This is a genomic window from Listeria immobilis, from assembly GCF_014322845.1.
GTDB classification, from domain to species: domain Bacteria; phylum Bacillota; class Bacilli; order Lactobacillales; family Listeriaceae; genus Listeria; species Listeria immobilis.
This window is the reverse complement of record NZ_JAASUA010000010.1, coordinates 36,385-52,164: the sequence shown is the minus strand read 5'-3', so window position 1 is coordinate 52,164 and position 15,780 is coordinate 36,385. Positions and strand designations below refer to the sequence as shown.

The window sequence follows — 15,780 nt, the reverse complement described above, 5'->3', positions numbered from 1 at the left end:
TTTTGAGAGGAGGATTTATCGAATGATTTTAAAAACGAATTTATTCGGCCATACATATCAATTTAAATCCATCACGGATGTGTTGGCAAAAGCAAACGAAGAAAAATCAGGCGATCGCTTAGCTGGAGTTGCTGCTGAATCTGCAGAAGAACGAGTGGCTGCAAAAGTAGTGCTTTCTAAGATGACACTTGGTGATTTGCGTAATAATCCTGTTGTCCCATACGAAACAGATGAGGTAACACGTATTATTCAAGACCAAGTAAACGATCGTATCCATGATTCCATTAAGAACTGGACAGTGGAAGAATTGCGGGAGTGGATTTTAGATCATAAAACTACAGACGCTGACATTAAACGTGTCGCACGTGGACTTACATCAGAAATTATTGCTGCTGTAACCAAATTAATGTCCAATTTAGATTTAATTTATGGAGCAAAAAAAATCCGTGTAATCGCTCATGCAAACACAACAATCGGTCTTCCAGGAACATTCTCTGCTAGACTACAACCAAACCACCCAACAGATGATCCAGATGGTATCCTTGCATCACTAATGGAGGGATTAACATATGGGATCGGGGACGCGGTAATCGGACTTAATCCAGTAGATGATTCTACAGATAGCGTTGTTCGGTTACTAAATAAATTTGAAGAATTCCGTAGCAAATGGGACGTGCCAACGCAAACTTGTGTATTAGCACATGTGAAGACTCAAATGGAAGCAATGCGTCGCGGCGCTCCAACTGGTCTTGTGTTCCAATCTATTGCCGGTTCTGAAAAAGGAAATACTGCTTTCGGTTTTGATGGAGCAACCATTGAAGAAGCGAGACAATTAGCACTTCAAAGTGGTGCTGCAACAGGACCAAACGTGATGTATTTTGAAACAGGCCAAGGTTCTGAACTTTCTTCTGATGCACATTTTGGTGTAGACCAAGTAACAATGGAAGCTCGTTGTTATGGCTTTGCGAAGAAATTTGATCCATTCTTAGTTAATACCGTTGTTGGATTTATTGGACCAGAGTATTTATATGATTCCAAACAAGTTATTCGTGCCGGTCTAGAAGATCACTTCATGGGTAAATTAACTGGTATCTCAATGGGTTGTGATGTTTGTTATACCAACCATATGAAAGCGGACCAAAACGATGTAGAAAATCTATCCGTACTTTTAACAGCAGCAGGATGTAATTTTATTATGGGTATTCCTCACGGTGATGACGTTATGCTTAACTATCAAACAACTGGGTACCATGAAACAGCCACTCTACGCGAATTATTTGGTTTAAAACCTATTAAAGAATTTGATCAGTGGATGGAAAAAATGGGCTTCAGCGAAAATGGTAAACTAACTAGCCGTGCTGGAGATGCATCTATTTTCCTAAAATAAGGAAGGGAGGAATAAAGCGATGAACGAACAAGAATTAAAACAAATGATTGAAGGCATTTTAACGGAAATGTCTAGTGGGAAAGCAACTGAAACAGCATCAGTAATGCCGACAAAAGCAGCGACTGAAACTGTTGTATCAGAAGGAAGCGTTCCAGATATAACCGAAGTAGACATAAAAAAACAATTACTTGTCCCAGAACCAGCTGACCGCGAAGGCTATTTGAAGATGAAGCAAATGACGCCAGCTAGACTAGGTTTATGGCGTGCCGGTCCACGTTATAAAACAGAAACAATTCTTCGTTTCCGTGCAGACCATGCAGTAGCGCAAGACTCCGTGTTCTCTTATGTTTCGGAGGATTTAATCAAAGAAATGAATTTTATCCCAGTTGGTACTAAATGCCAAGATAAAGATGAATACTTAACTCGTCCAGACTTAGGTCGTGAGTTCTCTGAAGAAATGGTAGAAGTTATTCGTACCAATACAACTAAAAATGCAAAACTACAAATTGTTGTTGGGGATGGACTTAGTTCAGCGGCAATCGAGGCTAACATCAAAGACATCTTGCCATCTATTAAACAAGGTCTAAAAATGTATAACCTAGATTTCGATAACATTATTTTTGTCAAACATTGTCGTGTACCATCCATGGATCAAATCGGCGAAATTACCGGCGCTGACGTAGTTTGCTTACTTGTAGGTGAGCGCCCAGGACTTGTAACTGCTGAATCCATGAGTGCTTATATTGCTTACAAACCAACTATTGGTATGCCAGAAGCTCGTCGTACAGTTATTTCTAATATTCATAGCGGCGGAACTCCACCAGTAGAAGCAGGTGCCTATATTGCTGAATTAATTCACGATATGTTAGAGAAAAAATGTTCTGGTATTGATTTAAAATAAGCGAGTTAGAGGAGGAAACTTCATGAAAAATGATAAATTACCTGCATCCGTTTTAAGTGTCAAAGTTGTATCAAATGTAGACAACGGTTTATTTAAACAACTAGACTTAAAACCACATCAAAGAAGCCTAGGTATTATTACATCTGATTGTGATGATGTTACATACACAGCACTTGATGAAGCAACAAAAGCAGCAGAAGTTGATGTTGTATATGCGAAAAGTATGTATGCTGGTGCTGGAAATGCATCAACAAAATTAGCTGGTGAAGTCATCGGTATTATCGCCGGACCTAGCCCAGCAGAAGTAAAAAGTGGTCTATCAGTTGCAGTAGACTTCATTGAAAATGGTGCTAGCTTTGTTAGTGCTAATGAAGATGATAGTGTACCTTACTTTGCGCACTGTGTATCAAGAACTGGAACCTTCCTTTCCAAAGAAGCAAACGTAGCAGAAGGAGAAGCGATTGCTTACTTAATCGCACCTCCACTTGAAGCAATGTACGCATTAGACGCAGCACTTAAAGCAGCAGATGTAACAATTGGAACTTTCTACGGACCACCATCCGAAACAAACTTCGGCGGAGCACTTTTAACAGGTAGTCAATCTGCATGTAAAGCTGCTTGTGATGCGTTCAAAATGGCAGTAGAAAATGTGGCTGAAAATCCACTTCAATATTAAGGTGGTGCTGATAAATGCCAAATGAAGCACTTGGTTTAATTGAAGTTACTGGTTTCCTTGGAGCTGTAGTCGCTGCCGATACTTGTTTAAAAGCAGCCAATGTGGAACTCATTAAATGTGAAGTTATTAAAGGCGGACTAACTACCGTTGAATTAACTGGTGATGTTGGCGCAGTGAATGCAGCAGTCGAAGCAGGAAAAGCAGCAACCGAAAGTTTAGGTTGTCTCATTTCTAGTCATGTGATAGCAAGAATGAGTGAAGAAACCAAATCACTCTTTGTCCCAAAAGAGCAAGAAAAAGAAGAAACAAGTGAAGTTATTCAAGAAGTAGCGGAAGTAAAAACAACAACCGATGCAACAGAAAAGAAACTTCGCGAAATGAAAGTTATTGATTTAAGGAAACTTGCTTACACATTAGCTAATGTACCTATTCCAAAAAGCAAGATTAAATATGCGAACAAAGATAAACTTGTTCACGCACTAAAAGATATTTATGGAAGGAGTGAAAACTAGTGGCACTAGAAGATAAAGACTTACGCTCAATCCAAGAAGTTCGAAACCTCATTGAATCAGCTAACACTGCACAAAAAGAACTTGCTGCAATGAGCCAACAACAAATTGATACAATTGTAAAAGCGATAGCAGATGCCGGTTATGATGCGCGCGAAAAACTCGCAAAAATGGCACATGAAGAAACTGGTTTTGGAATTTGGCAAGACAAAGTAATTAAAAACGTCTTCGCTTCCAAGCACGTCTACAATTACATCAAAGATATGAAAACCATTGGTATGTTAAAAGAGGATAACGAAAAGCAAGTAATGGAGGTTGCCGTTCCACTGGGCGTAGTTGCAGGATTAATTCCATCAACAAACCCAACATCCACTGTTATTTACAAAACACTTATTTCTATCAAAGCAGGAAATAGTATCGTATTTTCTCCACATCCAAATGCACTAAAAGCAATTCTTGAAACAGTGAGAATTATTAGTGAAGCAGCAGAAAAAGCTGGCTGTCCAAAAGGGGCTATCAGCTGTATGACAGTTCCAACAATTCAAGGAACAGATCAACTGATGAAACATAAAGATACAGCAGTAATCCTTGCTACAGGTGGTTCTGCAATGGTAAAAGCCGCTTATTCATCTGGTACTCCAGCAATTGGCGTTGGTCCAGGTAATGGTCCAGCATTTATCGAACGTAGTGCTAACATACCTCAAGCAGTAAAACATATTCTTGATTCAAAAACGTTTGACAACGGAACGATTTGCGCATCTGAGCAATCTGTTGTAGTGGAACGAGTGAATAAAGAAGCTGTAATTGCTGAATTTAGAAAGCAAGGGGCGCATTTCTTATCCGATGCCGAAGCTGTTCAACTTGGTAAATTCATCTTACGTCCAAATGGCTCAATGAATCCTGCCATCGTTGGTAAAAGCGTGCAACATATCGCTAACCTTGCCGGATTAACTGTTCCGGCTGACGCAAGAGTACTTATCGCTGAAGAAACAAAAGTGGGCGCTAAAATCCCTTATTCAAGAGAAAAATTAGCACCAATCTTGGCGTTTTATACAGCGGAAACTTGGCAAGATGCTTGTGAACTTAGCATGGATATTCTTTATCATGAAGGAGCTGGTCATACTTTAATCATCCACTCCGAAGATAAAGCAATCATTCGCGAATTCGCACTGAAAAAACCAGTTTCTCGTCTGCTTGTTAATACACCAGGAGCACTTGGCGGAATTGGCGCAACAACAAACTTAGTACCTGCTTTAACACTCGGTTGTGGGGCAGTTGGTGGAAGTTCATCGTCTGACAATATCGGACCAGAAAATCTATTCAACATTCGCCGTATCGCAACAGGAGTTAGAGAATTAGAAGACATTCGTAAAGAAGAAAACCAAGCAACATCTGAACTTCCGGCTGATGCAGATGCACTCATCCAAAGTTTAGTCGAAAAAGTTTTAGCAGAATTAAAATAAAAAATAAAACACTAATTGGAGGAATTTTAAAATGGCAAACGCAAACGCATTAGGTATGATCGAAACAAAAGGTTTAGTAGGAGCAGTAGAAGCAGCAGACGCAATGGTGAAAGCAGCGAACGTAACACTTATGGGTAAAGAACAAGTTGGTGGCGGTCTAGTAACAGTAATGGTTCGCGGCGATGTTGGCGCAGTAAAAGCAGCAACAGATGCCGGCGCAGCAGCAGCAGAACGTGTTGGAGAATTATTATCCGTACATGTAATCCCACGTCCACACAGCGAAGTAGATGCAATTTTACCAAAAAGTGCTGAATAAGACGAAATTCTAACATCAATCGGGAAAAAGCGTTAGCGAAGGCAAGAGTTCCATCAGACTCCAAAGAAAATGCCGCAAACTTCCGCTTTTTCCTAAATTTAAGTAAGACAAAGCTTCCCATCATTACTAACACCAATTGTAAATGGGACAAAAGGATGTGGTTCTTTGGCTATTTTGACAGAAGAAGAGTTACGAAAAGCCTACTTACACACCGATTTAAAAACAAAGAAAAAACTAGATATAAAAAAAGGCACGATTATCACACCATCAGCCAAGAGTTTTTTATCTGAAAAGAAAATCGACCTTTGTTATATTGATGAAGTTACAGAAACTAAAGTAGAAGTAGAACCAGTAAAAAAAGAAATGTCGCGTGCAAAATTTCAAACGATTTATGGTGGCGCATTAGATGAGAAGCCAGAGCATATGACACATTTGCGCGGCAATCTGCTTGTGTTTAAAGATCATCCACAAATCGCTTTCCGCGGAAAATTAGATACATTAGAGGCAGAAATATTGGAAACTCAGTGTTCGGTTGCTTCTGAATTTAAAAAACTTGCAGAAGATTTACAAGAAATCCTCACCTTTGTAAGAAATATTGTTCGGTCAGAAGTTTTAAACGAGCCAATCCAAACAATTAATTTGCTTGGAATGGATGAAAAAGAACTGCGAGAACGTAGTCATAATCCGAAAAAATATTATCAAATGACGCACTTTATGCCCGATTATACAATGGGAAGTACTGTAATTCATTTAAACAAATTAAGAACAATGGTTCGCGAAACCGAACTTGCTGCTTTTACGGCATTTAAGGAAGCGGATTATTCAGTAAAAAGACCAGATATTATCGAAGCGCTTAACCGATTATCTAGCTTATTTTGGATACTTATGTTTCGTGTAAGAACTGGTGAATATAAAAAGTAAGGAGGCTTATTCATGAATAATGAGTTAATAACAAGCCTTATTGAAGAAGTCACTCGCCGGGCACTATTAGAAACTGGCGTCGAAGTAGAAGCATCTGGTCGTCACGTACATTTAGATCGTGAAACTGTCGATGCACTATTCGGAACTGGGTATGAACTTACACATTTCCGTGATCTTTCTCAACCAGGTCAATATGTTTGTAAAGAAAGAATTAGTATTGTTGGACCAAAAAGCGTAATTCATAACGTGGTAATTCTTGGACCAATCCGTAAAAAAACACAAGTAGAAATTAGTGCTACAGATGGTACTGCACTTGGTATAAAAGCACCAGTTCGTGAAAGTGGAGACATAGCTGGAACGCCTGGAATTTTACTATTATCTGCAAAAAATAGTGTTCAATTATCTGAAGGACTTATTGTTGCCAAACGTCATATTCATATGACACCACAAGATGCAGAAAAACAACAAGTAACACAAAGCGAAATTGTGCAAGTGAAAATTAATGGCGACAGACCGCTTATTTTTGATGATGTGGTCGTTCGAATTAGCCCTGATTTTGCTACATATATGCATATTGATTATGACGAAGCCAATGCATGCGGCTTTAAAAAAGGAATTCGAGGTCAAATCATTAAGAAAACAAAGGCAAAATGAGTATGGATATAGAAGCTCTTATAAAAGCCGTCACTGAGGAAGTTATGCGCCGTTTGCAACTTCCAGATAAAAAAATGATTATCATGGGGCAGGATTCAGAACACACTCTCAGACAGTGTTATCAAAAAGAATATCAAGTTTCGCTTTATGATCGTTCTGAACGCACTTGTGACATTTTATTATTAGAAGAAATCGAAATCGCCGAACTAGCTCGAATTAGTTTGCTTGCACCTATGAACAAAAAAGAACAATTTATCGTAGAACATCTTTTAGAAGGACGTCCTATTTGGTTGTTGAAAAGCGGAATTAAAGCAAAGGATTATAAACATTCTGCTAAATATGCTATTAGACAAGCGCTTCAAGAATATGAAGAAAAACTCGTTCGTTTTGGAGTAGAATTTATCGACAGTCCGGTAAAAGAAGCGAAAATAAGCAAAGTTATAAGCGAACAAGATGTTATTAAACTTACGAAGAATAAAAGCGAATTTATTTTGCCAGCGGGAAGTTTCTTAACTCCACTAGCAAAAGACTATTTAGAGGAACACCGAATTAGCATTAAAGAAAGTTAGGAAGGAAGAGCCACATGCAAATTGGAAAAGTTACCGGAAGTTTATGGGCAACGAGAAAAGATGAAAAACTAAATGGTTTAAAATTACTACTTGTAGAGATTTGTACCGATGAAGTGGAAGATGTAAGACATTCCATCGTGGCAGCTGATAATGCCGGAGCAGGAAGTGGCGATATCGTTCTTGTTACAACTGGTAGCGCAGCACGGGCATCAACGGGAGATAATACTATTCCAGTAGATGCATGTATCGTTGGCATTATTGACTCGGTAGAACGTGATGGCTGAACAATCCTTAGGTATTCTTGAACTCAGAAGTATAAGTAAAGGTTATGAAATGGCAGATAATTTTTTAAAAGCCGGAAATGTAACTTTATTTACTTTTCGTCCCACTTGTCCAGGTAAATTTTTAATTATTTTGCAAGGTGCTTCTGGAGAACTTACTAGTGCAATGCAACATGCAAAAGAAGAGGCAGGGAAATTTCATGTTTCTTCTTACATACTTCATTTAGTGCATGAAGAATTGCTCAATTTTTTACAGAATAAACACCCTAAAGTTGATATTGATGCAGTTGGAATTATCGAAATCAGTCAATTAGGAGCTGGCTTAAATGCTGTTAATGAAGCGCTAAAAAAGGCGGATATTCATTTAAAACGGATGACGCTTGGTGCTTCGATTGGTGGGAAATTTGTTGCTGTTTTTACAGGGGAAGTTAGTGCTATCGAGGAAGGGATGCAGATTCTTATCAAAACTGCTGAACCAAAAAAGGTGATACATCACACGATTATTCCTTCTCCTGATGAACTTTTAAAACGCTATCTATAGAATGGAGGAACACTTTTGAGCATTAATGAAATTATTATATATTTAATGGTAATATTTATGATTCTTGGCGCCATTGACAAAATTATTGGGAATAAATTTGGCTTAGGAGCACAGTTTGAAGAAGGAATTATGGCGATGGGATCGCTAACGCTTGCCATGGTTGGGATTATCACACTTGCCCCAGTTTTAGCAAAAATTTTAAGTCCAATTGTTGTGCCAATTTATACAGCACTTGGAGCAGATCCGGCGATGTTTGCAACAACACTTTTAGCAAATGATATGGGTGGTTTTGCACTAGCTCAAGAACTTGCGTTAACACCAGATGCTGGGCTTTTTGCTGGAGCTATTTTAGGTTCTATGATGGGACCAACGATTGTTTTTACAATTCCAGTAGCATTAGGAATTATTAAAAAAGAAGATCATAAATATTTAGCAACAGGTGTATTATCTGGTATTATTACGATTCCAATTGGTTGTTTAATTGGCGGACTTGTAGCTGGCTTCTCACCAATCATGATTTTTAAAAACTTAGTACCAATTATTTTAGTAGCAGTATTAATTATGATTGGGCTTTGGTTTAAACCAGAAGCAATGATTAAAGGCTTCACTATTTTTGGAAAAGGTGTAGTTATTGTTGCAACAATCGGACTAGTTGCTGGAGCGATTCAACAATTAACTGGCTTAACTATTATTCCAGGAATTGCACCAGTAAGTGAAGGGATTGAAATCGTTGGTGGTATCGCCCTTGTACTGGCAGGAGCCTTCTGTTTAGTATTCGTTATTACAAAACTTTTCAATAAACCATTAATGAAAATGGGTAAATTACTTGGAATGAATGAAGTTGCTGCTGCAGGTATGGTTGCAACTTTGGCAAATAGTATTCCTATGCTTCAAATGCTGAAAGATATGGATGAACGCGGAAAAATTATCAATGTCGCTTTTGCAGTGTCTGCTGCCTTCGTTCTCGGAGATCATTTAGGCTTTACAGCTGGTGTTGCTAAAGATATGATTTTCCCAATGATTGTCGGAAAATTAGTTGGTGGGGTTACAGCTGTTGGGGTAGCGATTTATATGGCTAACCGAATGATGAAGAAAAATAAAGCAAAAGAGCAAACGGCGGTGAAAAATAATGGCTGATATTACGAAAGAGTTATTAGAACAATTAGTCAAACAAGTAGTTTTAGAAAAAATGGGGAATACAACGAAGCAAGTGGATGTTAGTGGCATTTTATCTATCAAACTTCCAGAAGTAAAAGTGGCAGAAGAAGATCGATTAGACACTGGAAATCCTAGTGACGTAGTGTATACAAAAGATTTAGTCACATTAGAAGAAAGCAAACGACTAGGTTTTGGCTTAATGGAAATGAAAGATACAACATTTGATTGGTTTTTAGATTATGATGAAGTGGATTATATAATTGAAGGTAGATTAGATGTTGTGATTGATGGCAGAACCGTTTCAGCAGGTCCAGGAGAAATTATTTTCATTCCAAAAGGAAGTAAAATTAAGTTCTCTGTTACTGGTGAAGCAAGATTTGTTTATGTTACTTACCCGGCTGATTGGCAGTCATAAAGTGAAATAGAGCTAGAAATTCGATTGATACATCCATTGAATTTCTAGCTTTTTATGTTTTTAATAAGATTTTAAGATTCTTGCTAATTATTTTTCTATGATTTATAATTAGAAAAGCTAGGTAAGCTATATTGGCATTACCAGTTGTTTTAAAATAAGGATGCGCTTACATTACAGGGGTATTGATTGGAGAGTAAAGAATGCTTACAAAAATAGCTACTTATGGTTGTTGTGCAACAAGAGATTTGTTCAACAAGGCATTTGTTAGTGATTGGAAAAATCATTTTCAATTGGTTTCATATCAACAACATTGCAGTATTGTTTCATTAATGTCTAAACCTATTGATATTGATTCAGAAAATGAACTACAAGGGGATTTAAGTGGATTTGAAAAAAGCGTATTTAAACAAGATATGTTGAAATCATTTCTAAACACTTTAAAAACAACACAACCAGAATATTTAGTGTTGGATTTTCATGTTGATACGTTTAATGGGTTTATTGAATTAGAAGATGGGGGAATTATTACAAATCGTATTGTTCGTTATAAAAAGTTGGATATTTTTAAAAACTTTGAAATGAAAAAAGTATATTCTCCTTTAGAAAATCCAACAGAATTTAAACAGCGTTGGATAAAAAGTTTTAATCAATTTATGCAATTTATGAAAGAGAATTGTCCTAATACGCATATAATTATTAATCGCCTGCAAGTTGCGAGAATATATTATTCTTTAGACAACAAAATGGAAAGTATGATTGAGCGTAGGAAAACAAAGGATCATCATACATTTGAAACCTTAGCGAAAATTGATGAATGTATTGATTATTTTGAGAGATATGCAATTAATAATTTTGATCTGGAATCGCTAGAGTTTAATTCAGAAGAATATTTTGGGGCAGAGAATAATCCTTGGGGAACTTGTTATATGCATTATAATCCATATTATTATAAGCAAAAATTTAAAGAACTCTGGGATATAGTTGAAAACAGATTTTATGCACCGAGAAAATTAGCTAGCTTCGAACCAGGAGGATTAGCAAAACAAATTCCTTCTGGAGTTAATAAATTGGCAGATATTGAAGAAATTGGTGTGTATTATTTGACAAATGCAACATATTTAACAATGGAAGATCGTCCAACATCAGATAATGCAGGATATTTTTTCATCGTTTATCCACGGAATGGTAAGGATAGTTATATGCAAGAGTTACGAAAATCTACTGTTGCTTTCTCAATTCAAATTTTTGTTCGAATTGTTGGAGGAAAAAAGAATTCTAAATGGAATATGGTGAATAGTGGTTTTCGAACACTTACAATTCCAGACGTATCATCAATAGCTAAAATTACGGAACCTGGTGACTATTATATTACAGCAGAGCAAGCAAAAAAACTACAAGACCACCCGACAAAAAAGAATGGATGGTTTCTTACAGTGTCCAAAAAGAATCATGATAGTTTAAAACAATTATTAACAAAAAACACTCAAAATGATAATGTGTTTGAAGAATATATTCGGATTGTAAATGTAGAGAATGATCAATATTTAAATTGGAAAAAGTATCATTTTGATAATTCAGGATTTTCGCTAGTTGTAGCGTTTCGTAATTTTAAAAATAGGATAACTAGGAAATTAAAATCTATGAAATCATAGAAAAAAGATTCTAGCAAGAAATATTCAAAAAAACGGAATCACCACAAAAAAACTTATGTTGTTCAGAATTGCTCTTGGGAAGAAACCAGGGGCAATTTATTTTATTTGAATTACCATTTAGATTCTCTAATTGTTTACTAATACTGTTCTTTCACATCGGCTCCGTTAAAAATCAGTAATTCATTCAGTTTTTGAGATGACTCCAATTTTTAATACTAAATTTTTTACTATAAAAAACCACTGTTTAATTTGCACATTTATTGTATAAATTAAACAGTGGTTTTTTCATCATGTCCCGCTTTTGGGAAAAGGTAGCTTTGTTAGAATCGGTTTTTTATTTTAGCGAATCACGATATTCTTTTGGTGTCATATCAAATGTCTTTTTGAAAACTTTACAAAAATAGCTAGCTCTTGAAAAGCCTAAATTTTTTGCGATGGTATGTACTGCCCAATCACTTTTCGCCAGCTGCTCTTTTGCATAAAGCATTTTTTGTTCATTTACATAATTGATAAAATTAATGTTTAGCTCGTTTTTAAACAATTTACTTAGGTAGAAGGGGCTTAAATAAACATAATTTGCTACTTCTTCTAAAGTAATCGAGCGGTGAATGTTTTTCTTAATATAGCGGATTGCTTGTTTGATTTCTTTATGTTCTCCGCAACCTTTATTGGAAGCTGTGAGTTCTTTTTTTGGTTGTTTTTGTTTTTCATGTGCAGTGTAGTAATCACTCAACACATCAAGTACTTCCACTGTTTCAAGTGAATGAAGCAGGGCGGAGTGATCAGGATTTTTTTGGTTAAAGTCTGTTTGGATTTGCTCTGTAAATTGATTTTCTACTTGATTTAACATAACAGGTTGAATATTTACCACATTTTCTTTCTCCAAAATGCCTCGCTCCTCCATTTATTCTTACCGTAATTATACCATAAAACAGCTTGAAATAACGTTTTATCTTGCATTTTAAATAGAACAATAAATTCTTTTTTATAACAAAATATTGTCATCTTTGTTTGGTTGTTGAAGGAATATGATAAATAGTTCACACTGGGGGCTATTTTTAGCATGGAAAAAGAGAATAATAAGATTGTAAAAGCTTGCACTATTTTGTTTTATAGCCTGTTTGCGCCCTTGTACCAGTGGTTTAACAGAGATATAATGAGGTGGAAATAACGCTTTCATGAGAGGGTGATCTTTTCAGTTGAAGATTCAAAAATTAGTATTATGTGCGATGTTGATTGCGATGTGTGTTATCGGCGCAAACATAAAATTAATGGGTTCGATTGCATTTGATGCGGCACCAGCTTTCATTGGGACTTTATTACTTGGTCCAATGTACGGAGCGATACTTGGAATATTTGGTCATTTGACTTCTGCTTTATTAGCAGGTTTTCCATTAACGCTACCAATACATTTAATTGTCGCCGGAATGATGGGGATAACAATGATTGCTTACGGTTTTACGCGACAAAAACTAGCAGATAAAAAACCATACATTAGTATTAGTTTATCTAGTATTGTTGCTTTTCTTTTTAACTGTCCGTTATCGTTACTTGCAATTTATCCATTTATGCACGAAGCAGTATTTGTATTATTTCCAGTCCTAGCGATTGGCACGATTTGCAACATTTTTGTAGCAGAAATCGTTTATCAAGTTTTACCGGAACGCTGGAAAAAGCGGATTGCCGGGTATTGAACAACTAAATAGGTGAATATATTAATCCGGGAAAGAGGTGAAAATCCTCTACAGGCCCTAGCTACTGTAATACGGACGAAAGCCAAATGTATGTCACTGGAAATTTTTTTCCGGGAAGACTGGTAAGTAGGATGATGTTAAGTCAGGAGACCGCTAGTATATTCGATATTTAAGTAACAACTTCTAAGGGAGCGAGTTGTCTTTATTAAACAGATTTTCATGATAGGAAAGTTTCTTTGAGTTTGAAAGAAATACCTAGAATAAATCTGCCCAAAGACGCCAAAGTTCTGTTTGGTGTCTTTTTTTATGCAGAAAGAGAAAGGTGAAAACTGATGAAAAAAATCGTGATTGCAGCAGCTTCCAGTGGCGCTGGAAAAACAACAGTAACTCTTGGCATTATGCAGGCGTTAAAAAAAAGAGGTCTTACTGTGCAGCCTTTTAAAGTAGGTCCCGATTATATTGATACTAATTACCATCAAGCAATTACAGAAGTTCCATCCATTAATTTAGATAGTTTCTTAATTGCTGATGATTACAGGTTAGCATCTTTATTTCAAAAGCACGCAGCATCAGCTGATATAGCAGTAATAGAAGGTGTTATGGGATTATTTGATGGATTAGGAGTGGACCGAGATAATGCGAGTACTTCTTTTATCGCAAAATGCACAAAGACACCTGTTATTTTAGTCATTGATGGAAAAGCAATCTCTACTTCTGCGGCTGCTATCGTTGCTGGCTTTAACAATTTTGACCCAGAGTTACAATTAGCTGGTGTTATTGTAAACCGGGTTGCATCTGAAAATCATTTTTCTTTAATTAAAGGGGCAATAGAGAGGTATACCAATGTACCAGTACTAGGTTATTTACCAAAAAATGCGGATGTGGCTCTTCCTGAAAGACATCTTGGTTTAGTTCCACAAGAAGAAATGAAAGAACTTGAAACAAAGTGGGAGCTACTTGGAAGCTTGATTGAAGCACACCTTGATATGGAAAAATTGTTGCAAATAAGTGAATCTGCTGTGGAGCTTTCTGTCTCTAAGTTAGACTTTCCGCTACCAGACTTTGCTGGAATGAAAGTAGCCTATGCGCTAGATGAAGCATTTCACTTCTATTATCAAGACAACTTAGATTTAATCAGTGCCACTGGGGCAGAGTTGATTCCTTTTAGTCCACTTAATGACAAAACATTACCAGAAGCTGATTTTATTTATATTGGTGGCGGTTTTCCAGAAGTGTTTGCACAGCAACTATCGCAAAATTATGCCATTCGTCAAGCGATTTTTAATGCACATCAAAAAGGAACACCCATTTATGCGGAATGTGGTGGATTGATGTATTTAGGCACAAGCTTAGAAGTAGCTGGTCAACTTTATGAAATGGTTGGAATTTTTTCAGGTGTTAGTAAAATGACGGAACGACTTCGAAAGTTTGGCTATTGTATTGCTACTCCTGTGGATGCTACAACATTGCTTGGTGATACTGGGACAACAATTCGCGGGCATGAGTTCCATCACTCTATTTTTGAAACAACGGAAAAAACCTGCTTGGAACTGACGAAAATTCGAGACGGGGTTGTCGTAAAAAAATGGAATGGTGGCTACCAGAAAGGGAATACTTTTGCGAGTTATTTGCATATTCATTTCTATCAAAACCCTGCTATTTTAGCTTCGATGTTTGGAGCGGTGAGATGATTCCAGTTTTGTTTTATACGACTTCTTTTATATTAGATTTACTACTAGGGGATCCGTACAGTTGGCCGCACCCAATTAAAGCAATCGGTAATTTTATTCAGTTATTAGGAACGCTGCTACGAAAAGTAAGCAAGTCGGAAAAATGGCTCTTTGTTGCAGGAGGAATTTTGTTTGTAGTAACGGTGGGGTTAACAGGAGTGATAACTTGGCTACTCCTTCTAGTTAGTAGCAAAATAGCTTACTGGCTCTATGTGGTGATTTTTATTTATTTGGGATATTCAACGCTTGCAATGACTTGTCTTGCAAAAGAAGCTCGGAAAATTCAGCGTACATTGGCGAAGGATGATTTAGCGGCTGCAAGAATTCAAGTTGGCATGATTGTTGGTCGTGATACGGCGAACCTATCCAGAGAACAAATTAGTAAAGCGACGATTGAAACAGTGGCAGAAAATACTGCCGATGGTGTTATTGCGCCACTTTTTTACTTATTTCTTGGCGGTCCTGTTCTTGCGCTAATGTATAAAGCAGTAAATACACTGGATTCAATGGTCGGTTATAAAAATGAAAAATATCGCGCTATTGGTTTTGTTTCAGCAAAAATGGACGATGTTGCTAATTTCATTCCAGCAAGGCTCACTTGGCTTTTTCTAGTGCTAGCAAGTTTCCTTTTAAAATACGATGGACGAGCGGCTTGGAAAATTGGGTGGCGAGACCGAAAGAAACATACAAGTCCCAATTGTGCCTATCCAGAAGGCGCTGTTGCAGGTGCACTGGATATTACACTTGGCGGAACACATGAATATTTTGGCAAAGAGGTCGTAAAACCAACTATAGGAGACGGTTTAGCTCCTGTTACACAAAAAGAAATTAGCCAAACAATTTATTTACTTTACACAGCGTCAATTTGTGCGTTTATTATTTTTGCAAGTATACATTTATTACTATTTTAAAG

The 15,780-nt window shown here is 36.9% G+C and carries 18 protein-coding genes and 1 riboswitch; of the genes, 17 read left to right on the top strand and 1 reads right to left on the bottom strand.

Annotation, left to right across the window (positions count from 1 at the left end; all coding sequences use genetic code 11):
- Positions 1 to 22: 22 nt before the first annotated feature.
- From HCJ45_RS12000 to HCJ45_RS11935, 14 genes are all read left to right on the top strand, one after another.
- Positions 23 to 1,387: an ethanolamine ammonia-lyase subunit EutB gene (locus tag HCJ45_RS12000; RefSeq protein WP_003721574.1), complete on the top strand. Its 1,365-nt coding sequence runs from the start codon at positions 23 to 25 to the stop codon at positions 1,385 to 1,387.
- Positions 1,388 to 1,406: 19 nt separating this feature from the next.
- On the top strand, positions 1,407 to 2,288 hold the full coding sequence (gene eutC, locus HCJ45_RS11995) for an ethanolamine ammonia-lyase subunit EutC (RefSeq protein ID WP_185347572.1): 882 nt from the start codon (positions 1,407 to 1,409) through the stop codon (positions 2,286 to 2,288).
- Positions 2,289 to 2,310: 22 nt separating this feature from the next.
- A complete protein-coding gene (eutL, locus tag HCJ45_RS11990) occupies positions 2,311 to 2,964 on the top strand; it encodes an ethanolamine utilization microcompartment protein EutL (protein WP_187124954.1) in 654 nt (217 codons plus the stop codon).
- A gap of 14 nt (positions 2,965 to 2,978) precedes the next feature.
- Positions 2,979 to 3,476 carry a BMC domain-containing protein gene (locus HCJ45_RS11985; RefSeq protein ID WP_185347576.1) on the top strand — a complete coding sequence of 166 codons (498 nt, stop codon included), beginning with the start codon at positions 2,979 to 2,981 and terminating at the stop codon, positions 3,474 to 3,476.
- Positions 3,476 to 4,936 (top strand): acetaldehyde dehydrogenase (acetylating), encoded by a 1,461-nt coding sequence (locus HCJ45_RS11980; protein WP_185381455.1) that lies wholly within the window; start codon positions 3,476 to 3,478, stop codon positions 4,934 to 4,936. Before HCJ45_RS11985 ends, HCJ45_RS11980 begins: the two co-directional genes overlap by 1 nt.
- A 31-nt stretch (positions 4,937 to 4,967) precedes the next feature.
- Positions 4,968 to 5,252: a BMC domain-containing protein gene (locus HCJ45_RS11975; protein ID WP_003719393.1), complete on the top strand. Its 285-nt coding sequence runs from the start codon at positions 4,968 to 4,970 to the stop codon at positions 5,250 to 5,252.
- A gap of 165 nt (positions 5,253 to 5,417) precedes the next feature.
- Complete coding sequence (locus tag HCJ45_RS11970) at positions 5,418 to 6,173, top strand: cobalamin adenosyltransferase (RefSeq protein ID WP_187124953.1); 756 nt, start codon at positions 5,418 to 5,420, stop codon at positions 6,171 to 6,173.
- 12 nt (positions 6,174 to 6,185) lie between these two features.
- Positions 6,186 to 6,827 (top strand): ethanolamine utilization phosphate acetyltransferase EutD, encoded by a 642-nt coding sequence (gene eutD / locus HCJ45_RS11965; RefSeq protein ID WP_185381457.1) that lies wholly within the window; start codon positions 6,186 to 6,188, stop codon positions 6,825 to 6,827.
- Positions 6,824 to 7,396 (top strand): TIGR02536 family ethanolamine utilization protein, encoded by a 573-nt coding sequence (locus tag HCJ45_RS11960; RefSeq protein ID WP_187124952.1) that lies wholly within the window; start codon positions 6,824 to 6,826, stop codon positions 7,394 to 7,396. Before eutD ends, HCJ45_RS11960 begins: the two co-directional genes overlap by 4 nt.
- Before the next feature lie 14 nt (positions 7,397 to 7,410).
- Positions 7,411 to 7,680, top strand: a complete 270-nt coding sequence (locus tag HCJ45_RS11955; RefSeq protein WP_185347586.1) for a EutN/CcmL family microcompartment protein — start codon at positions 7,411 to 7,413, stop codon at positions 7,678 to 7,680.
- Positions 7,673 to 8,218, top strand: coding sequence for an ethanolamine utilization microcompartment shell protein (locus HCJ45_RS11950; RefSeq protein WP_185381459.1), 546 nt, complete (start codon positions 7,673 to 7,675; stop codon positions 8,216 to 8,218). The genes HCJ45_RS11955 and HCJ45_RS11950 overlap by 8 nt, the downstream gene beginning before the upstream one ends.
- A gap of 15 nt (positions 8,219 to 8,233) precedes the next feature.
- A complete protein-coding gene (gene eutH, locus HCJ45_RS11945; RefSeq protein WP_185347590.1) occupies positions 8,234 to 9,355 on the top strand; it encodes an ethanolamine utilization protein EutH in 1,122 nt (373 codons plus the stop codon).
- Positions 9,348 to 9,791 (top strand): cupin domain-containing protein, encoded by a 444-nt coding sequence (locus HCJ45_RS11940; protein ID WP_187124951.1) that lies wholly within the window; start codon positions 9,348 to 9,350, stop codon positions 9,789 to 9,791. The genes eutH and HCJ45_RS11940 overlap by 8 nt, the downstream gene beginning before the upstream one ends.
- Before the next feature lie 200 nt (positions 9,792 to 9,991).
- A complete protein-coding gene (locus HCJ45_RS11935) occupies positions 9,992 to 11,443 on the top strand; it encodes a DUF6270 domain-containing protein (RefSeq protein WP_187124950.1) in 1,452 nt (483 codons plus the stop codon).
- 334 nt (positions 11,444 to 11,777) lie between these two features.
- On the opposite strand, the gene HCJ45_RS11930 is transcribed toward HCJ45_RS11935, so the two are convergent.
- Complete coding sequence (locus HCJ45_RS11930; protein WP_187124949.1) at positions 11,778 to 12,329, bottom strand: helix-turn-helix transcriptional regulator; 552 nt, start codon at positions 12,327 to 12,329, stop codon at positions 11,778 to 11,780.
- Between the two features lie 313 nt (positions 12,330 to 12,642).
- On the opposite strand from HCJ45_RS11930, the gene cblT reads away from it, so the two are divergent.
- The 3 genes from cblT (at position 12,643) to cbiB (ending at position 15,778) form a co-directional block, all read left to right on the top strand.
- Complete coding sequence (cblT, locus tag HCJ45_RS11925) at positions 12,643 to 13,137, top strand: alpha-ribazole transporter (protein ID WP_185347596.1); 495 nt, start codon at positions 12,643 to 12,645, stop codon at positions 13,135 to 13,137.
- A riboswitch (cobalamin riboswitch) is annotated at positions 13,131 to 13,309 on the top strand. Its footprint overlaps the gene before it by 7 nt.
- Before the next feature lie 160 nt (positions 13,310 to 13,469).
- Positions 13,470 to 14,828 carry a cobyrinic acid a,c-diamide synthase CobB gene (locus tag HCJ45_RS11920; RefSeq protein WP_187124948.1) on the top strand — a complete coding sequence of 453 codons (1,359 nt, stop codon included), beginning with the start codon at positions 13,470 to 13,472 and terminating at the stop codon, positions 14,826 to 14,828.
- Positions 14,828 to 15,778, top strand: coding sequence for an adenosylcobinamide-phosphate synthase CbiB (cbiB, locus tag HCJ45_RS11915; RefSeq protein ID WP_187124997.1), 951 nt, complete (start codon positions 14,828 to 14,830; stop codon positions 15,776 to 15,778). The genes HCJ45_RS11920 and cbiB overlap by 1 nt, the downstream gene beginning before the upstream one ends.
- The last annotated feature ends 2 nt before the right edge of the window (positions 15,779 to 15,780 follow it).